Below are 23242 nucleotides of genomic sequence, written 5' to 3'. Positions count from 1 at the left end.
GGCCGGGAGGCGCGGTGCGGGCCCGCCCCGCGCCTCCTGGCCCGTGACCATGCTGTGCGATCGCACGTCGCGGCCGACTGTCGGTCCCGACCCCGTAGGATCGACCCATGGCTTCGACGACCGCGCGCGGGCGAGCGAGGCGGACCGGGCGTCCGACGAAGGACGCCGAAGGCCGCATGTCGCTCGGGCAGCACCTCATCGAGCTGCGCAACCGCCTCTTCCGCGCAGTGATCGCGATCGTCGTCGCCGCGGTCGGCGGGTGGTTCCTGACGCCGTTCGTGCTCGACGCGCTCCGCAACCCGGTCTCCCAGCTCGCCAAGGTCGGCGGGCACACGGCCGAGCTGAACTTCCCGATGATCACGGGCGCGTTCGACCTGCGGCTGCAGATCGCGATCACGATCGGCATCGTCATCGCGAGTCCGGTGTGGCTGTACCAGATCTGGGCGTTCATCGTCCCGGCGCTGGTGCGGCGTGAGAAGCAGTACGTGTGGGGCTTCCTCGGTACGGCGATCCCGCTGTTCTTCGCGGGCTGCTGGTTCGGCTGGTACATCCTGCCGCACGTGGTCGGCATCCTCGGCAGCTTCGTGTCGAGCCAGGACACCTCGATCGTCGACGCCAAGGCCTACTACGACTTCGTCATCAAGCTCATCGTCGCGGTCGGCATCGCGTTCGTGCTGCCGGTGTTCCTCGTGCTCTTGAACTTCGTCGGCGTGCTGTCGGCGTCCTCGATCATGAAGTCCTGGCGCGTGGCGATCCTCTGCATCCTGGTCTTCTGCGCCATCGTCACGCCGAGCGCCGACGTCATCTCGATGTTCCTGCTCGCCGTGCCGATGATCGTGCTCTACGTGGCCGCGTGCGCGGTGGCCTGGGTCCACGACCGCAGGGTGGCGAAGCGGCAGGCGAAGCTCGACGAAGAGTACGGCCTGTGAGCACGGCGCAACCGAGCGCTGCCGAGCGGTTCCGAGCGGCGAAGGTCCGGAACCGGTCCCGCAACCTCGAACTCTTCCGGGCGGACCTCCGGTTCGACCTCGATCCGTTCCAGTTCGCCGCCTGCGACGCGCTCGACCAGGGGCGCAGTGTCCTCGTGGCCGCGCCGACCGGCGCCGGCAAGACGATCGTGGCCGAGTTCGCGATCTGGTTGGCGATGCGGCAGCCGACGGCGAAGGTGTTCTACACGACGCCGATGAAGGCGCTGAGCAACCAGAAGTACGCCGAGCTCGTCGACGTCTACGGCGAGTCCGAGGTCGGGTTGCTGACCGGCGACACGAACGTGAACCCGCGGGCGCGCGTCGTCGTGATGACGACCGAGGTCCTCCGGAACATGATCTACGCGGACTCGGACCTGCTCGACGACCTGGCGTGGGTGGTCCTCGACGAGGTCCACTACCTCGCCGACCGGTTCCGCGGTGCCGTCTGGGAAGAGGTGATCCTGCACCTCCCGACCGAGGTCCGCCTGGTCTCCCTGAGCGCGACCGTCTCCAACGCCGAGGAGTTCGGCGACTGGCTGCAGACCGTCCGCGGGGACACCGACGTCATCGTCTCCGAGGACCGGCCGGTGCCGCTCGAGCAGCACGTGCTCGTCGGCTCCAAGCTGGTCGACCTGTTCGACTCCAGCGGTGCGGCCGCGACCAACCGCGTGAACCCGGAACTGCTCCGGCTCGTCGGCGGCGCGTCGCGCAGTGAACGGCACGGCGGCGGGCACCGGGGTGGCCGAGGCCGCGGGGGATACCACGACCGTCGTGGTCCGCGCACCGAGAAGCTCCACCGTGAGCGCATCGCCCACATGCTCGACGAGCGGATGCTCCTGCCCGCGATCTTCTTCGTGTTCAGCCGGAACGGGTGCGACCAGGGCGTCCGGAACGTGCTGCGGTCCGGCCTGTCGCTGACGACGGCGCAGGAGCGCAACGAGATCCGCGAGACGGCGGAGTACCACTGCCGCACCCTCCTCGACGAGGACCTCGCCGTCCTCGGCTACTGGGAGTGGCTCGAGGGCCTGGAGCGCGGCGTCGCGGCGCACCACGCCGGGCTCCTGCCGGCCTTCAAGGAGGTGGTGGAGGACCTCTTCCAGCGCAAGCTCCTCAAGGTCGTGTTCGCGACGGAGACCCTGGCGCTCGGCGTGAACATGCCGGCCCGGACGGTCGTGCTCGAGAAGCTCGAGAAGTTCAACGGCGAAGCCCGCGTCCCGATCACGCCGGGGGAGTACACGCAGCTCACCGGCCGTGCCGGTCGTCGTGGCATCGACGTCGAGGGGCACTCGGTCATCCAGTGGTCGGACGGCCTCGACCCCCAGGGTGTCGCGTCGCTGGCGAGCCGACGGACCTACCCGCTCAACTCGTCGTTCAAGCCGACGTACAACATGGCCGTCAACCTCATCGACCAGTTCGGACGGCAGCGCACGCGCGAGGTCCTCGAGACCTCGTTCGCGCAGTTCCAGGCCGACCGCTCCGTCGTCGACCTGGCGCGGAAGGTCCGGTCGCAGCAGGAGTCACTCGACGGCTACCAGCAGGCGATGCAGTGCCACCTCGGTGACTTCACCGAGTACGCGGCCCTGCGGCGTGAGCTCTCGGACCTCGAGCGGACGAACGTCCCCGGCGGGCGCGAGGCCTCGCACGGCGCGCGCGCCGAACGGCAGGCGGCCATCACGGACGTCCGACGACGGATGCAGCGTCACCCGTGCCACGCCTGCCCCGACAGAGAGGCGCACGCGCGCTGGTCCGAGCGCTGGTACAAGCTCAAGCGCGCCAACGACAAGCTCCTGCAGCAGATCCGTTCCCGGACGGGCGCCGTGGCGACCACCTTCGACCGGGTCACCAACGTCCTCCTGCAGCTCGGCTACCTGGTGGACACCGGCGACGGTGAGGCCACGGTGGCCCCCGGCGGACGGCGGCTCCAGCGCATCTACGGTGAGCGGGATCTGCTCGTCGCCGAGTGCCTCGAGGCGGGCGTCTGGAAGGACCTCACCCCGGCCCAGCTCGCCGCGATGGCCGCGACGATCGTGTACCAGCCCCGCCGCGAAGACGCGCCGGGCACCGAGCACGCCCTGCCCCGCGGCGCGTTCCGTCCCGCCCTCGACGAGACCCTGACGATCTGGTCGCGGCTCGACGACATCGAGCGCGACGCCCGGCTCGCGGGGTCGCAGCCGCCGACCCCCGCCGCCGCCGTCGGCATGTTCCGGTGGGCGTCCGGCTCCGCGCTGGACGACGTCCTCCGCACGCTCGACCTGCCGGCCGGTGACTTCGTGCGCTGGTCGAAGCAGGTCATCGACCTGCTGGACCAGATCCGGAACGCCGGCGACGACGACCTCGCCCAGACCGCGCGCCGGGCGACGGACGCGGTGCGCCGCGGCATCGTCGCCTACGCGGCGGTCTGACGGGAGGCACGGTGCCGGTTCCCGAGTCCGACGTGCGCCCGCAGGACGCCGCCTCCACCGCACCGATCGCCTCCGGTGCGCACGCGACCGACGGGCGTGCTGCTCCGGCGGGCCGTCGATCGGACTTCGCCGCACTCCCGCTCGCACAGGCGTTCCCGCTCGCCGTCATCGGTGGTGTGCTCTTCGCGCTCGCCTTCCCGTCTCCGGGGTGGTGGTTCCTCGCCTACCCGGCACTCGCCTGCATGCTGCTCGCCGTGATGGGCCAGCGTGCCCGGCGCGCCGCCTGGCTCGGGTACGTCTCCGGGGCGGCCTTCTGGCTCCCCGCCATCTCGTGGGCCGGCCGCTACCTCGGTCCGGTCCCGTGGTTCGCGCTCGCGCTGTTCGAAGCCGCGTTCTTCGCCCTCGGCAGCGTCGCGATCGCCCTCGCGTACCGGTGGGTGGCGCGGGTGGTGCCGTCCACCGCCGGACGCGTGTGGGGCCTCCCGGCGGTCGTCGCCGCACTGTGGACCGGACGTGAGTGGTTCTCGGGGAGCTGGCCCTACGGCGGTTTCGCGTGGGGGAGGGTCGGGCTGTCGCAGTCGCAGGGCCCGTTCACCCACCTGGCCGCCTACGTGGGCGTGCTCGGCGTGACGTTCGTCGTCGTGTACTGCGTCGCGGTCGTCCTGTCGCTCGCCCTGGTCGTGCCGCGCGGTCCGGGTCGTCCCGTCCGGGTGCCTGCCCGCGTGGCGACGGCGGGTCTGCTCGTCGCCGCCGTGCTCGCCGTGCCGGCGTGGCCGACCGCCACCTCCGGCACGATCCGGATCGAGTCGGTGCAGGGCGACGGCCCCGCCGGCTACTTCGACCGGGCGGCGCCGGGTTCGGTCCTGAACGCGCAGGTCGCGGCGACCGACGTCGAGGCGAAGGGCGTCGACCTCGTGGTCTGGCCCGAGGCCTCCGCCGAGTTCGACCCGCGTCAGCAGCCGGTCATCGCGTCAGCTCTCGACCAGGTCGTCGACGCCGTCGGGGCGCCGATGGTCGCCGGCGCCATCACGCAGACGTCGTCGGGTGTCCTGCACAACACCTCGTTCGTCTGGACGAAGGACGGCTGGCAGTCGTCCTACGACAAGAAGCGGCCGGTGCCGTTCGGCGAGTACGTGCCCGACCGGTGGTTCTTCTCGAAGCTCGCGCCGTCGCTCATCGGGCTGCTGCAACGCGACTACACGCCGGGGACGAAGCCGAACGTGTTGTCGGTCGCCGGGGTCCGCGCAGGGATCGCGATCTGCTTCGACATCGTCGACGACGGGCTCACCACGGACATGGCGCGCGGGGGAGCGCAGGTCATCCTGGCGCAGACGAACAACGCGGACTTCGACGGCACCGACGAGAACCTGCAGCAGCTGGAGATCGCCCGGATGCGGGCGATCGAGACCGGGCGGTCGCTCGTGAACATCTCGACCGTCGGCGCGTCGCAGGTCATCGATCCGACTGGTCGGACGATCGATCGGGTTCCGGCCTACACCGCGACGTCGATGATCACGGACGTACCGCTCGGCACGACCACCACCCCGGCGACCCTGGCAGCGGGGTCGATCGCGCTCCTGCTCTCGCTCGGCGGGCTCCTCACGCTGCTCGCCTGCGCCCCCTGGGGTCGACGCCGGACCCATCGCCGCACCGCTCGCCGGGCCTGAGATCGCCGGCCGCGCCCCCGCACTGGGAGGGGACTGTGAATGCGCCGGGCCGGGACTACGGGCGCGTGGGACAGTGTTGTGGAGGGCAGACGAGCGAGAGGAGCACACACATGGCTGATCGGAGTCTCCGCGGCATGCGGCTCGGGAGTCAGAGTCTCCAGAGCGAAGAGGGCGTCGAGCTCTCGGACCGCAAGCGTGCGGTCTACCAGACGGAATCGGGGGAGACGTTCGACATCGTCTTCTCGGCCGATGCAGACGTTCCCCAGACGTGGTCGGAGCCCCGCTCCGGTCGAGAGGGACGACTCCTCGGTGACGACGGCATCCCCGTCGAGGTCGCCGAAGAAGACGTCAAGGCACCCAGGACCCACTGGGACATGTTGCTCGAGCGGCGTTCACGGGAAGAGCTCGAGGAACTCCTGCAGGAGCGTCTGCAGTTCCTCCGCGCTCGACGCGGCGCCTGACGGACCCTTCACGACGAAGCCCGCCCCGGGACACCGGGGCGGGCTTCGTCGTCGTGGTGGCTGCGGCTACCTCGACGCGCCGGCGTCGGCCTCGCTGCCCCCGTGGTGCTCGTCCTCCGCTGCGTCGCGGAGCTCGTCCGCCGCGGCTTCGTCCGACGCCGCCAGGTGCTCGTCGACGCTGCGGTTCGAGTCGGCCAAGCGCTGGTCGAGCTCCGACTCGGGGACGATGTCGGCCGCGGTTGCGTCCGGTCGGGGGACCGAACCGGCGGCAGCGTCGGCGGCCGCGGTGTTCGCCAGGCTCTCGTTCGCGAGCTTCGAGATGCGCGAGAGGAAGTCGCCCCCGGCACCGCCGCCGGTGACCGGGCCGCTGCCCGAGCGTCCGCCCGTGAAGCCCTTCGCGATGCCGGACAGCGCCTCGGTGAACTCGCTCGGGATCATCCAGAGCTTGTTCGCGGTGCCCTCGGCGATCTTCGGCAGCGTCTGCAGGTACTGGTACGACAGGAGCTTGTCGTCCGGGTCCCCGGTGTGGATGGCGTCGAAGACCGTCGCGATCGCCTGGGCCTCACCCTCGGCGCGCAGGACCTGGGCCTTCGCGTCACCCTCGGCCGCGAGGATGGCGGCCTGCCGCTGGCCCTCGGCCTCGAGGATCTGGGACTGCTTGGTGCCCTCGGCCTGCAGGATGGCGGCACGACGGCTCCGCTCGGCACGGAGCTGCTGTTCCATGGCGTCCTGGATGGACACCGGCGGCTCGATCGCCTTGAGTTCGACGCGACCGACCCGGATGCCCCACTTGCCCGTGGCCTCGTCGAGCACGACACGGAGCTGGCCGTTGATGTTGTCGCGGCTGGTCAAGGCCTCTTCGAGGTTGAGACCACCGACGACGTTGCGGAGCGTGGTCGTCGTGAGCTGCTCCACCGCGCCGAGGTAGTTGGCGATCTCGTAGGTGGCGGCGCGGGCGTCGGTGACCTGGAAGTAGACGACCGTGTCGATCGAGACCACCAGGTTGTCCTCGGTGATGACGGGCTGCGGCGGGAAGGACACGACCTGCTCACGCATGTCGAGCAGCGGTCGGAGACGGTCGATGAACGGCACCAGGAGGTTCAACCCTGGGTTGAGGGTCTTGTGGTACTTCCCGAGGCGCTCGACGATCCCCGCGGTCGCCTGCGGGACGATGCGGATCGCGCGGGACAGGACGACGATCACGAAGATGACGACGACGAGGATGAGGACGAGCAGTGCGATCGTCCCGGCTGAGATGGTGGTCACGGGGTGGCCCTTTCTCCGAGGCGGACGACGGCGGTCGATCCCTCGATGGACTCGACGACCACGGGGGTCCCGAGCGGCGGTGTTCGGTCGGTGGAGTCGGCGGCGATGCGGGCGCTCCAGGTCTCGCCGTTGGCCAACCGCACCTGCCCGGGGGCCGACGCGGTGAAGGCGACGGCGACGGTGCCCGGCAGTCCGATGAGTCCTTCGACGTTGGTGCGGTGCGGGTCGGCGTTCCGGCCGAGGGCCGCGAGCACGCGGGGGCGGACGAGCGACAGCAGCAGCAGCGCGACGCCTGCGGCGATGATGGCGGACAGCCACCAGGGAGCGCCGAGCAGCGCGGCGATCAGTCCACCCGCTGCACCGGCCGCGAGCATGATGAAGATGAAGTCGAGGGTGAAGATCTCGACCACGCCCAGCAGGAGCACCAGTCCGATCCAGACGACGGTCTGGATCCAATCGATCCCGTTCACGCGATCTCCCTCCCTCGGTCGCGCGCGGCGGCTCGCTGCGTCGCGACGGCCGGTCCAACTCCGTTCAACATATCAAGTCCGCGCTCTGTCCGTGCGGCGCTTGGTAGGCTCGTCGGCGGCCGACCCGCCGAACCAGACCTGGAGAACACGACTGTGAGCAACCCCCTCGCCCCCGGATCCCTCGCCGACAAGCGCGCCCTCGTCACCGGGTCGTCCCGCGGCATCGGCGCCGACACCGTCGGGTACCTGGCCGAGGCCGGCGCGAAGGTCGTCGTGAACTACCGGAACAAGGCCAAGCGCGCCGAGCAGATCGCCGAGAAGATCGTCGCTGCGGGCGGTTCCGCCCTGGCCGTCGGTGCGGACCTCACCGACCACGACTCCGTCCAGGCCATGGTCGACACCGTCGTGCAGGAGTGGGGTGGGATCGACCTGCTCGTGCTCAACGCCTCGGGCGGCATGGAGTCCGGCCTCGGCGAGGACTACGCGCTGCGCCTGAACCGCGACGCACAGGTCGACATGCTCCAGACCGCCGTGCCGCACATGCCCGCAGGCTCGCGCGTCGTGTTCGTCACGAGCCACCAGGCACACTTCGTCGAGACCGCCGAGACGATGGACGAGTACGTCCCCGTCGCCAAGAGCAAGCGTGCCGGTGAGCTCGCCCTGCGCGAGCTCGTGCCGCAGCTCGACGCCGCGGGCATCGAGTTCGTCGTCGTCTCCGGCGACATGATCGAGGGCACGATCACCGCGACGCTCCTGAACCGCCTCAACCCCGGCGCCATCGAGGGTCGCCGTGCCGAGGTCGGCAAGCTCTACAGCGTCTCCGAGTTCGCGGCCGAGATCGCCTCGGCTGCCGTCGAGCCCATCCCCGCCGACCACACCAAGCTCGTCGGCGACGTCAGCGGCTTCGTCGGCTAACGTCGGACGGGTGACTGCGAAGCCCGGCCTGCGCCGTACCTCCCGGATCATCCTGCTCGACCCCGACGGTCGCGTGTTCCTCATGGACACGAAGTCCCCGTCGTCGGACGGGGTACACCGGTGGATCACGCCCGGCGGCGGGGTGGACCCCGGCGAGGACCACCGCGACGCTGCGATCCGCGAGCTGCGCGAGGAGACCGGCATCGTCATCGACGACCCGGGGGAGTCGGTGTGGTCGTGGGACTTCGCCGTCGAGTGGGACCTCGCCGACCACGACCGCGGACACGCCGAGTTCTACGTCGTCCGGACGCCGGGCTTCACCCTGTCGGACGCCGAGTGGACCGACGACGAGCGCGTGGACATCCTGCGCTCCCGCTGGTGGACGGCCGACGAGCTCGACGCCACCGACGAGCCGTTCGAACCGGCCGAGCTCGCCGACCTGGTCCGCACCCACTCGTCCTGAGCCGCGATCGGTTCCGTCGCGGAACCGTCCTGTGGAACGTCACACGTCACCGGTACGCTCGGCACATGGGTCCGATCGCCGAGAACGCCGCTGACAGCCACGACCGCATCCGTGTCCGCGGGGCGCGCGAGAACAACCTGCGGGACGTCGACGTCGAGCTCCCGAAGCGCCGTCTGACCGTGTTCACCGGGGTGTCCGGGTCGGGCAAGAGCTCCCTGGTCTTCGCGACGATCGCGGCCGAGTCGCAGCGGATGATCAACGAGACGTACAGCGCCTTCGTGCAGGGCTTCATGCCGTCGCTCGCACGGCCCGACGTCGACGTGCTCGACGGACTCACGACCGCAATCGTCGTCGACCAGGAGCGGATCGGGGCGGATCCCCGTTCGACGGTGGGGACGGTGACGGACGCCAACGCGATGCTCCGCGTGCTGTTCAGCCGACTCGGGACGCCCCACATCGGCGGCCCGAACGCGTTCTCGTTCAACCTCGCGACGGTCACCGCCGGCGGTGCGATCACCGTGCAGAAGGGCAAGGACGCCAAGGCGGAGAAGGTCTCGTTCTCACGGCTCGGCGGCATGTGCCCGGACTGCGAAGGTCGCGGCACGGTCACGGACATCGACCTCACGCAGCTGTTCGACGACACGAGGGCCCTGTCGGACGGGGCGATCACGATCCCCGGGTACGGCACGGACGGCTGGAACGTCCGGATGTTCGCCGAGTCCGGGTACTTCGACAAGGACACGCCGATCCGCGACTTCACGGACGCCGAACGCCACGACTTCCTGTACCGCGAACCGACGAAGCAGAAGATCGCCGGCATCAACATGACGTACGAGGGTCTCGTCCCGCGTGTCCGTCGGTCGTTCCTGCAGAAGGACCGTGAAGCGATGCAACCGCACATCCGGGCGTTCGTGGACCGGGCGGTCACCTTCACCACCTGCCCGGCGTGCGGCGGTACCCGGCTGAACGACATCGCGCGGTCGTCGACCATCGACGGCGCGAGCATCGCGGACGTCTGCTCGATGCAGATCACCGACCTGGCCGCCTGGCTGCGGGGGATCGACGAACCGAGCGTCGGACCGTTGCTCGACGGCCTCCGGGACGCGGTGGACTCCTTCGTCGAGATCGGCCTCGGGTACCTCTCACTCGACCGCCCCACGGGGACCCTGTCCGGGGGAGAGGGGCAGCGCGTCAAGATGGTGAAGCACCTCGGGTCGTCGTTGAGCGACGTCACGTACGTCTTCGACGAGCCGAGCACGGGGCTGCACCCGCACGACATCGAACGGATGAACGAGCTCCTGCTCCGCCTCCGCGACAAGGGCAACACCCTGCTCGTCGTCGAGCACAAGCCCGAGGTCATCGCGATCGCCGACCACGTCGTCGACCTCGGGCCGGGTGCAGGGACGAACGGCGGGACGCTCTGCTACGAAGGATCGGTCGGCGGCCTCCGCACGAGCGACACGGTCACGGGTCGCCACCTCGACGACCGGGTGGCGGTGAAGGACGTCGTGCGCGAGCGCACCGGCGTCCTCGAGATCCGCGGCGCGAACGCGCACAACCTGCACGGCGTGGACGTCGACGTGCCGACCGGTGTGCTCACGGTCGTGACGGGCGTCGCGGGTTCCGGCAAGAGCACGCTCATCCACGGGTCGCTGTCCCCGCGCGACGGCGTCGTCGCGATCGACCAGGGCGCGATCCGCGGCTCTCGGCGGAGCAACCCGGCGACCTACACGGGACTGCTCGAACCCATCCGCAAGGCGTTCGCGAAGGCGAACGGTGTGAAGCCCGCGTTGTTCAGCGCCAACTCCGAGGGCGCCTGCCCGGCGTGCAACGGCGCTGGCGTGATCTACACGGACCTCGGGATGATGGCCGGCGTCGCGACGCCGTGCGTCGAGTGTGGTGGGAAGCGCTTCGACCAGTCGGTGCTCGAGTACCGGCTCGGTGGGAAGGACATCAGCGAGGTCCTCGCGATGCCCGTGGCCGATGCCGCTGCGTTCTTCGCGGCGGGGGAGTCGCGGATCCCCGCGGCGCACGCGATCCTCGCGCGGCTCGTCGACGTCGGCCTCGGGTACCTGACCATCGGCCAACCGTTGACGACCCTGTCCGGCGGTGAACGGCAGCGACTCAAGCTGGCGACGCACCTCGGCGAACCCGGCGGGGTCATCGTGCTCGACGAGCCCACCACCGGGCTGCACCTGGCGGACGTCCAACAGCTGCTCGGGTTGCTGGACCGCATGGTCGAGGCCGGACGCACGGTCGTCGTGATCGAGCACCACCAGGCCGTGATGGCGCACGCCGACTGGGTCATCGACCTCGGACCCGGCGCGGGTCACGACGGCGGCCGGGTGGTGTTCGAGGGCACACCGGCGGAGTTGGTCGCGGCACGGTCGACGATCACGGGGGAGCACCTGGCGGCCTACGTCGGTGCCTGAGGCGGGGGACAGGCCCGCCCGCCGAACCTGAACACCAGCTGGCCGGAAGGTCTAGCGTCCTGCATGACGCTCACGCCTTCCAGGTCGCGGCTGCCCGGCCGCTCGAGGCGTCCTTGACCGAAGGAGCTCTCCATGTCCACGAACGGCTACCCGCCCGCTCAGAACACACCCGGCGCTGCTCCGGCGGCCCGTGGCGGCAACGGACTCGCGATCGGATCGCTCGTCCTCGGCATCGTCGGTGTCGTCTTCTCGTTCCTGTTCGTCTGGATCGGTCTGATCGCCGGCATCGTCGGACTCGTCCTCGGCTTCGTCGCGCGTCGTCGTGCAGTGGGCAGCCGTGGCATGGTCCTCGGTGGCATCGTGCTCAGCGCGATCGCCATCGTCCTGTCGATCATCCTGATCATCATCGCGTTGGCGATCGTCGTTCCGGCGGTCAACAACAACTGATCTTGACCTTCTGCGAACGCCCCGCCGGCCGCTGGTCGGTGGGGCGTTCGCAGTTCTGTGTCCGTCGGCCCGTCGGCCCGTCGGTTCGTCTGTGCGCGTTCCGGACCGCCGGGCGCGCGCCCAGGTCGGCTCGCGTACGTTCCGGGACATGAGCTACAGCCAGCCTGACCCTGCCGAGGAAACGACCCAGAGCGAAGAGCCGGAGCAGCCGGACACGGACCGCGACACCCTCGAGGAGCAGGGTGACGAGCACGCCTCGCTGGAGATCGACGCGGACGACGTCCCCACGAGCGACGCGTCCGACGGGAACAGCCCGGCCTGACAAGACACGGTGCGGCTAGCGCGCCGTATTCCGCGTTGCGCGCCGATAATGCATATTATGTCAACTCAGATCTGGCAGTCCACGAACTGACCGCCCCTCGTGGGCGTCGACGCTCCCCTCCACCATCTACATCAGGAGCGCCGAGTGGCGCACGGAACCGACGGTTTCGTCGCCGATGCACGGAGGGCCTCCGACTGGATCTTCCGCGCCGCGGGTTCCGACTCGGGCGCCTGGGTACTCGACACCGTCGCCGGCTTGCCGCCGTCAGATGATCGCGACGGTCATGCCCGCGGAGGTCGCCGGCCGGTCCATCGCCAGGATCGCCTCGGGCAACTCGTCGAAGCCGATCGTGCGACCGATCGACTCCGACGGACGGAGGCGTCCTGCGACGACGTCGTCGAGCATCGACGCGTACTCCCCCACGGAGATGCCGTGACTGCCGAGGAGTTCGAGTTCGTCACCGATGACGCGGCCCATCGGGATCGCCGGCACGGCCTCGCCGTCGAGCAGCAACCCGACCTGCACGTGCCGACCTCTCGGCCGGAGTGAGGCCACCGCTGCGACCGAGGTGGCTCGGCTGCCGAAGGCGTCCACGGACAGGTGGGCTCCACGACCCGTGACGGCGCGGACGGCGTCCGCGACCGAGGCGTCCATCGGCACCGCGACGGCACCGAGGGCTTCCGCACGTGCGAGTGCGGCGGCGGACACGTCCACCGCGACGACCCGCGCCCCGGCGGCGACCGCGACGATGACGGCCGACAGCCCGACTCCCCCGCAGCCGAAGACGGCCACCCACTCCCCTGCGGCGACCCGACCGCGGGCGTGCAGGGCGTGGTACGCGGTGCCGAAGCGGCATCCGAGTCCGGCGGCCTCGGCGAACCCGACGGCGTCGGGCAGCGCGACGAGGTTGACGTCCGCGTGCGGGACCACCACGGCCTCGGCGTACGAACCGGGCAGCGTGAAGCCGGGCTGCTGCTGGCGGATGCACACCTGCGTCGCGCCGTCGAGGCACTCTTCGCACTCGCCGCATGCGAAGACGAACGGCGCGGTGACCCGGTCCCTCACGGCGAACCCGCGGACGTCGGGGCCGACGGACGACACGACGCCGGCGAACTCGTGCCCCGGCACGTGCGGCAGGTGCACCGATTCGTCGTGCCCCTTCCACGCATGCCAGTCGCTCCGGCAGACTCCGGTCGCAGCCACCCGGACGACGACCCCGTCGGTGGGGGCGACCGGGTCCGGGAGCTCGACGACGGCGGGCACGGAACCGAACTCGTCGTACTGCACAGCGCGCATCGGGCCATCCTGACAGACGGGACCCGGTTCACTGGCTGCATGACCGGACTGCGCTTCTCCGAGAACCCCGACGACCTCGACGTCGCTCGTGTCCACCGATGGCTGAGTGAGGAGTCCTACTGGGCGCGGGGTCGTGATCGTGCGACGCAGGAGGCGATCATCGCCGGCTCCCGGAACTTCGGCGTGTACGACGACGCCACCGGGCAGCAGCTCGGCTACGCGCGCGTGATCACCGACGGCGTGACCTTCGGGTGGCTCGCCGACGTCTTCGTCGACCCGGACTCTCGCGGCCGCGGCGTGGGCGTCGCGCTCGTGCAGGGCGTGACGGATGCCATCGAGCCGCTCGGCCTGAAGCGGTTCGCGCTCTTCACGGCCGATGCCCACGGGCTGTACGAGCGCTTCGGGTTCCGACCGCTCCCCGACGCCGACGGGTGGATGATGCGCCCCGGACCGGGCTTCGGCCACGACGTGCACGACTGAGCCGACGCTCTGGGCCCGGCCACGGGACGACGCGAGCCTGCGTGCCGGGCCTGATCCGTGCCTCCAGGCTCCCGCGCCCACAGTCGTGACGCAGTGAGGGAGCAGAAGGTGTCGGGTCCACTCGGTCGACCCGACACCTTCTGCTCACTCGTCGCGAACGCGGCGGGAGCCCGACGCGAACGCGGCGGGAGCCCGACGCGAACGCGGCGGGAGCCCGACGGGAGCGCGGCGGGAGCCCGACGGGAGCCCGACGGGAGCGCGGCGGGAGCGGAACCCCCCGCCCCGGTCAGTACGCGACGACCCCGCTCCGGTCGTGGAACTCCCCCGTCGGGCCGTCCGCGCCGATCGTCGCCAGCGCGACCGTCGCGTCCGTGCCCTCGGTCACGGTCTGGTGTCCGCCGAACCCGTTGAACTCCGTGGCCGTGTACCCGGGATCGCTCGCGTTCACCCGGAACCGCGGCAGGTTCTTCGCGTACTGCACGGTGAGGGCGATGAGTGCCGCCTTCGACGCCGCGTACGGCACCGCCGGCACCGGGTACTCGTCGCGGCCCGGGGTCGTCAGCCACCGCGGGAACCCCACGCCGGAGGCGACGTTCACGATGACCGGGTTCGCCGACTCCCGCAGCAGTGGCAGGGCGGCCTGCGTCACCCGCACCGCGCCCGTCACGTTCGTGTCGAGGACGTCCGCGATCGCAGCCGCGTCGAGGTCGTCGACCCCGAACGACGTCCCGAGGATCCCCGCGTTGTTGACGAGCACGTCGAGCGACGGCAAGGCGGCGACCGCCCGCTCGACCGAGGCCTGGTCGGTGACGTCGAGCTGGACCACGTGCGCTCCGAGCGCCCGTGCTGCGTCGCCCGTGGCCGGGTCGCGCATGCCGGCGTACACGGTGTGCCCGGCCTCGACGAGGCGGCGGACGGTCTCGAGCCCGAGACTGCGGTTGGCTCCGGTGATGAGTGTCGTTGTCATGGACCCAGCCTCCGTCGTCGTGGTCGGCTCCCCCAGGCATCGCTCGACGGTGGGACCACCAGTACCAGGGAAGCCAGGAGGCGCGGGTCGAGGATGGTGGACATGAGCGAGTTCGCGAGTGTGCTGCGTTCCTGGCGCGACCGGGTGCGTCCCGAGACGGTCGGCTTGCCGGCCGGGCCCGGTCGACGGACGCCGGGCCTCCGTCGCGAGGAGCTCGCTGCGCTCGCCGGGGTGAGCGTCGACTACGTCGTCCGCCTCGAGCAGGGACGCGCGACCAACCCGTCGCCGCAGCTGCTCGGTGCGCTCGCAACCGCACTCCGTCTGACCGAGGAGGAGCGCGACCACCTCTGCCGGGTCGCCGGCTCCACCCCGCCGTCCCGCCGACTCGTTCCCCGGCACGTCACGCCGGGTGTGCAGCGCATCGTCGACCGCCTCGGCGACGTCCCGCTCGCCGTGTTCACCGCCGCGCACGACATCGTCCTGTGGAACGACCTCTGGGCCGCGCTCACCGGAGACCCGTCCCGGTACACGGGCATCGACCGGAACCTCGTGTGGCGACACTTCATGCACGGGCACGACGAGGTCGAGTGGGACTACGAACACGAGGAGGAGTTCTCCAGCGACCTCGCCGCCGACCTCCGTGCCGCCGTCGGACGGTACCCCGCCGACCGGGACCTCGCCGACCTCGTCGCACGCCTGCGTCGCGAGTCCCCGGAGTTCGAACGCCGCTGGGACACCGGACGCGTCGCCGAACACCGCGCCAGCCGCAAGCGCGTGCACTCCCCCGTCGGCCCGATCGAGATCGACTGCGACGTGCTGAGCGTGCCGGGTGGCGACCTCCGCATCGTCGTCTACTCGGCGGTCCCGGGCACCGAGGACGCCGCGAAGCTCGACCTCCTGCGCGTCACCGGCCTGCAGGAGCTCACGCCGAGGTGAGCACGACCAGTCGTCGGGTCGCCCGGGTCATCGCCACGGAGCGCTCGCCGTCACCGGGACTCGGCGAGCAGCCCGTCGACCGCCTCGAGGACCTCGGCGACCTCCGTGCGGGTGGTGTAGTCGACGTGCACGTCGGCGAACCGGACGATGCCGTCGCCGTCGATGACGAAGACCGACGGGAACGGGATCGCGGCGGTCGCGTCCGCGTTGCTGTCCGCGACGTCGAACCCGAGCGCCGTGTGCGCACCCCGTGCGGCCGCGCTCGGCTCGGTGACGATCCCGAACTGTCCGGCGAGGACGTTCTGCGGGTCGGTGAGCACGGGGAAGGCGAGTTCGCCGTTCGCGATGGACTGCTCGGCACCCTCGGGCGTCTGGGGTGACACGGCCACCAGCTGCGCGCCGCGGCCCTCGAGTGCCGGCAGCAGCTCCTGCTGGTAGGTGCGGAGGGTGATGTTGCAGTACGGGCACCAGGCGCCGCGGTAGAAGACCAGGACCGTCGGCGTGCTCCGACGGACGTCGGCGAGCGACGTGCGGTCGCCCGACGGGGTGACGAGCGGGGCGTCCGGCACGGCATCGCCGACACCGACGGCGTCCCCGGGGACGCCCGCGGCGCGCAGGTCGCGCTGCTCGCCGTCGAACACCGCGGAGAGGTCCGGGCCGATCTGGGCGGTGAAACCCTCGTTGAAGTCGTGCACCTGGCGGGCGATGGTCTGGTCGGTCACGGTCGGGCTCCTCGATCACGGGCGGTGCTGGCGTGCGCGCCAGTGTGTGGAGCGTAGGCACGATCGACCGCGGCCGGTCCGGTCGGCGTCACGGGGCGTCACGCTGCGGTGAACACCAGTGACGCGTTCTGCCCGCCGAAGCCGAACGAGTTGTTGAGCGCCGCCCGGACCGGCACCCGGCGTGCGACCCCGGCGGCCACGTCGAGCTCGACCGCCGGATCGAGGTGCTCCAGGTTCCGGGTCGCGGGCACGAGCCCGGTCTCGATCGCCCGCACCGCGAGGATCGATTCGACCGCCCCAGCAGCGCCGAACATGTGCCCGATGGCCCCCTTCGGCGCGGTCACCACAGCCCCGGTGCCGACTGCGCGGGCGATCGCTGCGGCCTCGCCGACGTCCCCGACGGGTGTGCTGGTCGCGTGCGCGTTGACGTGGTCGATGTCGGAGCCGGACAACCCGGCCATCCGGATCGCGGCGGTCATCGCCCGTTCCTGCTCGGACCCGTCCGCGAGCGGTGCGGTGATGTGGAAGGCGTCCGACGTGATGCCCCAGCCGGCGAGGGTCCCGTGCGACCGCTGCGACCGGGCAGCGGCGTGGTCGGCGCGCTCGAGGACGACGAACCCGGCACCCTCGCCGAGCACGAACCCGCGGCGGTCGGCGTCGAACGGCCGCGAGAGCGTCGTCGGATCGTCGTCACCGGGCTTCGCGAGGGCCTGTGACTGGGCGAAGGACGCCATCGTCACCGGGGTCACGGCCGCTTCCGTGCCGCCGGCGATCACCACGTCGGCCTCCCCCGTCGCGATCAACCGCGCGGCCGTCGCGATCGCCTCGGCACCGGAGGCGCACGCGGACACGGTCGTGTAGGCCCCTGCCCGTGCACCGAACGCGATGCTGATCTGCGCCGCCGCGGCGTTGGCCATGAGCATCGGGACGGTGCGCGGCGACACCCGTCGGGCTCCGGCGGTGCCGAGCACGTCGTGGGCGTCGAGGAGCGTCTCCACTCCCCCGATGCCCGTGCCGACGACGACGGCGAGTCGATCCCCCTCGACCGTCGGGGTCCCGGCGTCCGCCCAGGCCTCCTCCGCCGCGACGAGCGCGAGCTGCTGGCTGCGGTCGAGCCGGTTCGCCCGGACCCGCCCGAGTGCGCCGTCGGCGTCGAGCGCGGCCGCGGCACCGACGCGGATCGGGACCTGGTCCCAGTGCGAGCCGGTGTGGTCGAGTTCGCGCACGCCCGAGCGGCCGTCGACCAGGGCGTCCCAGAGCGTGTCGACGCCGTGGCCGAACGGCGACACTGCGCCGTAGCCGGTGATGGAGATGTGCACGGGAGGCTCCTTCTTGTACGTTGAACAAGTGGAGTTGTACCACGTACAATTCAGAGATGGCAACCACGAGCGATGCCCCGGGCACTCCGCGGGGCGCGGCCACCCGGGCGCGGATCCTCGCCGCGACCGCCGGACTCCTGAGCGCCGCGGGCAGCGGGTCGGCCGAGCGTCGAGTGGTGACCGTGAGCGAGATCGCCCGGGCCGCGGGCGTGTACCCGAACCAGATCACGCACCACTACGGATCGAAGGACCGGCTGGTGCTCGACGCCGCCTTCGCGCTCTTCCTCCGTGACACGACACGGTTGCAGGCTGCCGGCCGTCGCGCGACGAGCGCCGACGCGTTCCGTCAGGTCCTCGCCCGCACCGCGCTCGCGATGCCGTCGACGCCGCTCGTCGTACGGGCCCTCGCGAGCACGGGCGACGACGCCGCGCAGCGCGATCGCGTGCGACTGCTCCTGCAGGTGCTGTTCCGGCAGTCGGAGCGCTACCTCGACCGGGTCGTCGCCGAGCACGGCTGGACGAGCCGGAGCGGCGTCGGGCGCGACGCGCGGACGTTCTGGAGCGCGGTGTTCGGAGCCACGCTGCTCGCCGACGCCGGGGTGACCGGCGGGCCGTCGGACCTCGACCTCGCCGGCACCGTCTCGATCGCCTAGGTCGTCGGACGGACGGTCCCCTACTCGCCGAAGCCGGACCGGACCAACGTGACGAGGGCGTCGACGGCCTCCTGCGCGTCGTCGCCGGACCCCTCGATGGTCACGGCGGCACCCTTCGGGAGCGCGAGGGCCATGATCGCGAGCAGGCTCTTCGCGTCCACCCCGTTGACCCGCACCTCGGCGTCGTACTTCGCGGCCGTCTTCACGAACTCCGCGGCCGGCCGGGCGTGCAGGCCGCTCTCGTTGACGAGTTCCACCGTCTCGGACGCGGCCACGTCGTCGACGGGGCCGGTCTCGGAGACCGACACCGCGCCTCCAGGACCGTCAGCGGTCGGACTGGAGGCGCGACCCGCGTCCGCCTCGGACGCTGCGGCAGACGCGGCAGCGGCCAGGACAGCATCGACGTCACCGCCGGTCTGGGCGGCGACCGCCGCGGCGACCGCACCCTCGACCAACGGAGCCTGCGAGACGTGCACGCGCGACCGCACGTCGTCGTCGAGGAAGTCGAGCGCCGTGTCGGTCGTCAGGTAGGCGGAGCCGAGGTCGCACAGGACGACCACGGCCTCGGCGTCCGCGAGCTCTTCGATGCCGGCGGTGACGGCCTCGAACGAGGTGCCGATGCCGCCGTCGTCGGTGCCCCCAGCGGCGACCAGCGGGACGTCCGACGCCATCTGCCGGGCGAGCTCCACGGTGCCGCTCGCGATCGCCGAACTGTGCGAGACGATCAGGATCCCGACGGTCACGCTGCGTCCACGGCGGCGCGGAGGATGTACACGGTGGACTGCGCGCCCGGGTCCCGGTGCCCGACGGCGCGTTCGCCGAGGTAGCTCGCGCGACCCTTGTGGGCGACCAGCGGGTCGGTCGCCTCCGCGCCGGTGACGGCGGCGTCCGCGGCTGCGGCGAGCACCTGCTCCGGCCCGTCGCCGGCGGCAGCTGCGGCAGCGGCGGCGTCGACCGCCGGCGACCAGGCGTCGACCATGGTCTTGTCGCCGACGGCGGCCTTCCCGCGAGAGACGATGCCGTCTCGGGCTGCGGTCAGCACCTGGACGAGCGTGTCGGCGTCGAGCTCGGTGGCGTCCCCAGCGGCCTGCGCGGCCTTGAGGTACGCGGTCCCGAACAGCGGGCCAGCCGCGCCGCCGACCGTCGAGATGAGCTTCGTCGCGACGACCTTGAGCACGGCGCCGGGGGTGTCGAACGACCCGGCGTCCACGGCCTCGAGCACGGCACGGAAGCCGCGGTCGAGGTTCTCACCGTGGTCGCCGTCGCCGATCTCCCGGTCGAGCGTGACGAGCTCGGCCCGGTGTTCGTCGATCGTCGCGGCGGTGCGTCGGACCCAGTCGATGGCCCATGCGGTGTCGAGCGCCAATTCGTGTTCCTTCCTGCGTCCGGCTCCGTCGTGGGCCGGGTCGTGGTGCGGTGGTTCAGCGTCCCCAGCGCAGTGCCGGGGTCTCCACCGGTGCGTCCCAGAGGGCGGTGAGTTCGTCGTCGAGCACCGTGACGGTGAGCGAGAACCCCTGCATCTCGAGGGATGTCACGTAGTCGCCGACCAGGCTACGCGCGACGTCGTACCCGCGGTCGGAGAGGACCTCGGCGGCGCGTCGGTAGGCGATGTACAGCTCGGAGAGCGGTGTGCCGCCCATGCCGTTCACGAGGAGCAGCACCTTGGATCCGGCGGGAGCCGCGAGGTCGGCGAGGATCGGTTCCAGCACCCGGTCCACGAGCTCGTCGGCCGGGGCCATCGGGATGCGCTCACGCCCGGGCTCGCCGTGGATGCCGATGCCGAGCTCGACCTCGTCGTCGGCGAGGGTGAAGGACGGCTCGCCCGCGTGCGGGACGGTGCCGGACGACAGCGCGAGGCCCATCGAGCGCGTGACGTCGTTCACGTGCCGGGCGACGGCGGCGACGGCGTCGAGGTCGTCGCCCCGCTCGGCGGCGGCGCCCGCGCACTTCTCGACGACGACGGTGCCGGCGACCCCGCGTCGACCCGCCGTGTAGAGCGAGTCCTGCACGGCGACGTCGTCGTCGACCACGACGGACTCGACCCGGACGTCGTCCATGCCGGCGAGCTCGGCGGCGGTCTCGAAGTTGAGGACGTCCCCGGTGTAGTTCTTGACGATGTGGAGCACGCCGGCTCCCCCGTCGACGGCCTTCGTCGCCGCCACGATCGGGTCCGGCGTCGGGCTCGTGAAGACCGGCCCCGGCACCGCGGCGTCGAGCATGCCGTACCCGACGAACCCGGCGTGGAGCGGCTCGTGGCCGCTGCCGCCACCGCTGACGATCCCGACCTTGCCGGCGACCGGAGCATCGGCGCGGTGGATGTGGATCGGGTCCTCGACCAGCACGACGTGGCCGGCGTGGGCACGGGCGAACCCGCGGACGGTCTCGTCGACGACGGCCTGCGGATCGTTGATGAGCTTCTTCATGCTGACCTCCACGAGAGTGCGGGCGATCGCGAGGCAACACCGCCGTCGTCGACCGGAGTGCCCTCAATCTACATCGGCGCCCCGGGCGACCGTTCCTCCGCCCTGCACGTTCGTGCACCCGTCGGCGGGCGGCTCACCGGGTGCGGATGCTCAGGCGCACAGCCCGCATGCACGTTCGTGCACATTCGCGGACTTCCCTCACGAATGCGTCGCCATCCGTCGATGCCCGTCAGTATGCTCGGCCCCAATCACTCAACGGGGAGTGCCGGCGCTGTACCACCGGACCCCCACCCTCACGCACTGGAGGTCACCGATGGACGGCATCGGCGTCAATTTCCTCTCCGAGCTCGTCGGCACGGCGATGCTCATCATCCTGGGTGGCGGCGTCGTCGCCGCGGTCTCGCTGACGAAGTCCAAGGGCTTCGGAGCCGGCTTCCTCATGGTGACGATCGGTTGGGGCTTCGCGGTCTTCGCCGGTGTCACCGTGTCGTACAAGTCGGGTGGCCAGCTCAACCCGGCGGTGAGCCTCGCGCAGGCCATCCTCGGCAAGATCACCATCGGCGAGATGCTCCTCTACTGGCTCGCCCAGATGATCGGCGCGATCATCGGTGCGGTCATCGTCTGGCTCGCCTACAAGCAGCACTTCGACGAGGAGCCCGACGCGGCCGCGAAGCTCGGCGTCTTCTCCACCGGTCCGGCCATCCGCACCTACGGCTGGAACCTCGTCACCGAGATCATCGGCACCTTCGTGCTCGTCTTCGTCGTCATCGCCTTCACGAACGGCAAGACCCCGGCCGAGCTCGGCGCGATCCCCGTCGCCTTCCTCGTGATCGCGATCGGCGTCAGCCTCGGTGGCCCGACCGGGTACGCCATCAACCCTGCCCGTGACCTCGGCCCCCGCATCGCGCACGCCTTCCTGCCGATCAAGGGCAAGGGCTCGAGCGACTGGGCCTACGCCTGGGTGCCGGTCGTCGGCCCCCTCGTCGGTGGTGCCCTCGCAGCCGGGCTGTCCTACGCCCTCCTGCCCCTCGCCTGACCCACCCGCACCACACCCACCCGAGACCCACCCGAGCAAGACCGTAAGGAGCACCAATGGCCGACTACATCGTCGCCATCGACCAGGGCACCACCTCGACGCGAGCGATCGTCTTCGACCACTCGGGGTCGATCGTGTCCGTCGGACAGAAGGAGCACGAGCAGATCTTCCCGCGTGCGGGATGGGTCGAGCACGACCCGGCCGAGATCTGGGACAACACCCGTGAGGTCATCGGCCAGGCCCTGTCCCGCGCCGACATCACCCGCCACGACGTCGCGGCGGTCGGCATCACCAACCAGCGCGAGACCGCGGTGGTCTGGGACAAGAACACCGGCAAGCCCGTCTACAACGCGATCGTCTGGCAGGACACCCGCACGCAGGCGATCGTCGACAAGCTCGCGGACGGCGACACCGACCGCTACAAGTCGGTCGTCGGTCTGCCGCTGGCGACGTACTTCGCCGGCACGAAGATCGTCTGGATCCTCGAGAACGTCGAGGGTGCGCGCGAGAAGGCCGAGGCCGGCGACCTGCTCTTCGGCACCACCGACACCTGGGTCCTCTGGAACCTGACCGGTGGGGTCGACGGCGGTGTCCACAAGACCGACGTCACGAACGCGTCCCGCACCCTGTTCATGGACCTCGAGACCCTCCAGTGGCGTGACGACATCCTCGCCGACTTCGGTGTGCCGAAGTCGATGCTCCCCGAGATCGTCAGCTCCTCCGAGGTCTACGGCAACGTCGAGTCGTCGAGCCTCCTCCGCGAGGTCCCGATCGCCGGCATCCTGGGTGACCAGCAGGCGGCGACCTTCGGCCAGGCGGCGTTCGACCAGGGCGAGTCGAAGAACACCTACGGCACGGGCAACTTCCTCATCTTCAACACGGGCACGGAGATCGTCCGCTCGGAGAACGGGCTGCTCACCACCGTCGGCTACAAGCTCGGCGACCAGGAGACGCACTACGCGCTCGAGGGCTCGATCGCCGTCACCGGGTCGCTCATCCAGTGGCTCCGCGACAACCTCGGCCTGATCGGCAGCGCTCCGGAGGTCGAGGCCCTCGCCAAGACCGTCGAGGACAACGGCGGCGTGTACTTCGTCCCGGCGTTCTCCGGCCTGTTCGCGCCGTACTGGCGTCCGGACGCCCGCGGTGCGATCGTCGGCCTCACCCGGTACGTCAACAAGGGGCACATCGCGCGTGCCGCCCTCGAGGCGACGGCGCTGCAGACCCGCGAGGTCCTCGACGCCGTCAACGCGGACTCCGGCGTGGACCTCACCGAGCTGAAGGTCGACGGCGGCATGACCGCCAACGACGCGCTCATGCAGTTCCAGGCCGACATCCTCAACGTGCCGGTCGTCCGTCCGGTCGTCGCGGAGACGACGGCGTTGGGTGCGGCCTACGCGGCCGGCCTCGCCGTCGGGTTCTGGGCGAACCTCGACGAGCTCCGTGCCAACTGGCAGGAGGACAAGCGCTGGGAGCCGCAGCTCGACGACGCCGAGCGCGAGCGCACGCTGCGCCTGTGGAAGAAGGCCGTCACGAAGACCTTCGACTGGGTCGACGAGGACGTCCAGTAGTCCTGTCCTGAGGTGACCGCCTGGAGGCG

Annotated in this window: 23 protein-coding genes; 14 read left to right on the top strand and 9 right to left on the bottom strand. The window is 70.9% G+C overall.

Features of this window, described 5'->3' with window-relative positions; all coding sequences use genetic code 11:
• Positions 1-176: 176 nt before the first annotated feature.
• From tatC to Q7F20_RS11025, 4 genes are all read left to right on the top strand, one after another.
• Entirely contained in the window at positions 177-929 is a 753-nt protein-coding gene (tatC, locus tag Q7F20_RS11040; RefSeq protein ID WP_305740139.1) for a twin-arginine translocase subunit TatC, read from the top strand.
• On the top strand, positions 926-3370 hold the full coding sequence (locus Q7F20_RS11035) for an RNA helicase (RefSeq protein ID WP_305740138.1): 2445 nt from the start codon (positions 926-928) through the stop codon (positions 3368-3370). Before tatC ends, Q7F20_RS11035 begins: the two co-directional genes overlap by 4 nt.
• 11 nt (positions 3371-3381) lie before the next feature.
• Positions 3382-5037, top strand: coding sequence for an apolipoprotein N-acyltransferase (gene lnt / locus Q7F20_RS11030; protein ID WP_305740137.1), 1656 nt, complete (start codon positions 3382-3384; stop codon positions 5035-5037).
• A 110-nt stretch (positions 5038-5147) separates the two neighbouring features.
• Positions 5148-5498 carry an RNA polymerase-binding protein RbpA gene (locus Q7F20_RS11025; RefSeq protein WP_070419007.1) on the top strand — a complete coding sequence of 117 codons (351 nt, stop codon included), beginning with the start codon at positions 5148-5150 and terminating at the stop codon, positions 5496-5498.
• 66 nt (positions 5499-5564) lie between these two features.
• On the opposite strand, the gene Q7F20_RS11020 is transcribed toward Q7F20_RS11025, so the two are convergent.
• Both Q7F20_RS11020 and Q7F20_RS11015 read right to left on the bottom strand, forming a co-directional pair.
• Positions 5565-6764: an SPFH domain-containing protein gene (locus Q7F20_RS11020; RefSeq protein WP_305740136.1), complete on the bottom strand. Its 1200-nt coding sequence runs from the start codon at positions 6762-6764 to the stop codon at positions 5565-5567.
• Positions 6761-7234 (bottom strand): NfeD family protein, encoded by a 474-nt coding sequence (locus Q7F20_RS11015; RefSeq protein ID WP_305740135.1) that lies wholly within the window; start codon positions 7232-7234, stop codon positions 6761-6763. Before Q7F20_RS11015 ends, Q7F20_RS11020 begins: the two co-directional genes overlap by 4 nt.
• A gap of 153 nt (positions 7235-7387) precedes the next feature.
• Between Q7F20_RS11015 and Q7F20_RS11010 the strand changes: the two genes are divergently transcribed.
• From Q7F20_RS11010 to Q7F20_RS10990, 5 genes are all read left to right on the top strand, one after another.
• Positions 7388-8149 (top strand): SDR family oxidoreductase, encoded by a 762-nt coding sequence (locus Q7F20_RS11010; RefSeq protein ID WP_305740134.1) that lies wholly within the window; start codon positions 7388-7390, stop codon positions 8147-8149.
• A gap of 10 nt (positions 8150-8159) precedes the next feature.
• Positions 8160-8612, top strand: coding sequence for an NUDIX hydrolase (locus Q7F20_RS11005; protein ID WP_305740133.1), 453 nt, complete (start codon positions 8160-8162; stop codon positions 8610-8612).
• A 65-nt stretch (positions 8613-8677) separates the two neighbouring features.
• The gene (locus Q7F20_RS11000) at positions 8678-11044 is read left to right on the top strand and encodes an excinuclease ABC subunit UvrA (protein ID WP_305740132.1); all 2367 of its coding nucleotides are present in this window, start codon (positions 8678-8680) and stop codon (positions 11042-11044) included.
• A 132-nt stretch (positions 11045-11176) separates the two neighbouring features.
• Positions 11177-11491, top strand: coding sequence for a hypothetical protein (locus tag Q7F20_RS10995; protein ID WP_305740131.1), 315 nt, complete (start codon positions 11177-11179; stop codon positions 11489-11491).
• Positions 11492-11639: 148 nt separating this feature from the next.
• Entirely contained in the window at positions 11640-11813 is a 174-nt protein-coding gene (locus tag Q7F20_RS10990; protein WP_305740130.1) for a hypothetical protein, read from the top strand.
• Positions 11814-12077: 264 nt separating this feature from the next.
• On the opposite strand, the gene Q7F20_RS10985 is transcribed toward Q7F20_RS10990, so the two are convergent.
• Positions 12078-13109: an alcohol dehydrogenase catalytic domain-containing protein gene (locus Q7F20_RS10985; RefSeq protein ID WP_305740129.1), complete on the bottom strand. Its 1032-nt coding sequence runs from the start codon at positions 13107-13109 to the stop codon at positions 12078-12080.
• Positions 13110-13148: 39 nt separating this feature from the next.
• Here Q7F20_RS10985 and Q7F20_RS10980 point away from each other — a divergent pair, with 39 nt between their 5' ends.
• Entirely contained in the window at positions 13149-13589 is a 441-nt protein-coding gene (locus tag Q7F20_RS10980; protein WP_305740128.1) for a GNAT family N-acetyltransferase, read from the top strand.
• Between the two features lie 286 nt (positions 13590-13875).
• On the opposite strand, the gene Q7F20_RS10975 is transcribed toward Q7F20_RS10980, so the two are convergent.
• Entirely contained in the window at positions 13876-14556 is a 681-nt protein-coding gene (locus Q7F20_RS10975) for an SDR family NAD(P)-dependent oxidoreductase (RefSeq protein ID WP_305740127.1), read from the bottom strand.
• Between the two features lie 102 nt (positions 14557-14658).
• Here Q7F20_RS10975 and Q7F20_RS10970 point away from each other — a divergent pair, with 102 nt between their 5' ends.
• Complete coding sequence (locus Q7F20_RS10970; RefSeq protein WP_305740126.1) at positions 14659-15492, top strand: helix-turn-helix transcriptional regulator; 834 nt, start codon at positions 14659-14661, stop codon at positions 15490-15492.
• A gap of 50 nt (positions 15493-15542) precedes the next feature.
• Here Q7F20_RS10970 and Q7F20_RS10965 read toward each other — a convergent pair whose 3' ends face one another.
• Together Q7F20_RS10965 and Q7F20_RS10960 are read right to left on the bottom strand one after the other, a co-directional pair.
• Complete coding sequence (locus Q7F20_RS10965; RefSeq protein ID WP_305740125.1) at positions 15543-16214, bottom strand: peroxiredoxin-like family protein; 672 nt, start codon at positions 16212-16214, stop codon at positions 15543-15545.
• Between the two features lie 98 nt (positions 16215-16312).
• On the bottom strand, positions 16313-17533 hold the full coding sequence (locus Q7F20_RS10960) for a beta-ketoacyl synthase (RefSeq protein WP_305740124.1): 1221 nt from the start codon (positions 17531-17533) through the stop codon (positions 16313-16315).
• A 56-nt stretch (positions 17534-17589) separates the two neighbouring features.
• On the opposite strand from Q7F20_RS10960, the gene Q7F20_RS10955 reads away from it, so the two are divergent.
• Positions 17590-18186: a TetR/AcrR family transcriptional regulator C-terminal domain-containing protein gene (locus Q7F20_RS10955; protein ID WP_305740123.1), complete on the top strand. Its 597-nt coding sequence runs from the start codon at positions 17590-17592 to the stop codon at positions 18184-18186.
• Positions 18187-18206: 20 nt separating this feature from the next.
• Here the strand turns inward: Q7F20_RS10955 and dhaM are convergent, their stop codons facing one another.
• From dhaM to dhaK, 3 genes are read right to left on the bottom strand one after another with little or no spacing between them, the layout of a single operon-like run.
• The gene (dhaM, locus tag Q7F20_RS10950; protein WP_305740122.1) at positions 18207-18929 is read right to left on the bottom strand and encodes a dihydroxyacetone kinase phosphoryl donor subunit DhaM; all 723 of its coding nucleotides are present in this window, start codon (positions 18927-18929) and stop codon (positions 18207-18209) included.
• Positions 18926-19552, bottom strand: a complete 627-nt coding sequence (gene dhaL / locus Q7F20_RS10945; RefSeq protein WP_305740121.1) for a dihydroxyacetone kinase subunit DhaL — start codon at positions 19550-19552, stop codon at positions 18926-18928. Before dhaL ends, dhaM begins: the two co-directional genes overlap by 4 nt.
• 55 nt (positions 19553-19607) lie before the next feature.
• A complete protein-coding gene (dhaK, locus tag Q7F20_RS10940; protein ID WP_305740120.1) occupies positions 19608-20609 on the bottom strand; it encodes a dihydroxyacetone kinase subunit DhaK in 1002 nt (333 codons plus the stop codon).
• A gap of 313 nt (positions 20610-20922) precedes the next feature.
• Between dhaK and Q7F20_RS10935 the strand changes: the two genes are divergently transcribed.
• A complete protein-coding gene (locus Q7F20_RS10935) occupies positions 20923-21645 on the top strand; it encodes an MIP/aquaporin family protein (RefSeq protein WP_305740119.1) in 723 nt (240 codons plus the stop codon).
• A 56-nt stretch (positions 21646-21701) separates the two neighbouring features.
• Complete coding sequence (gene glpK / locus Q7F20_RS10930; protein ID WP_305740118.1) at positions 21702-23213, top strand: glycerol kinase GlpK; 1512 nt, start codon at positions 21702-21704, stop codon at positions 23211-23213.
• Positions 23214-23242: the final 29 nt, after the last annotated feature.

It is taken from the genome of Curtobacterium sp. A7_M15 (genome assembly GCF_030705415.1).
In the GTDB taxonomy this organism is placed as follows: Bacteria; Actinomycetota; Actinomycetes; order Actinomycetales; family Microbacteriaceae; genus Curtobacterium.
The sequence above is the reverse complement of the archived record's forward strand: the minus strand, read 5'-3'. Positions and strand labels throughout refer to the sequence as shown.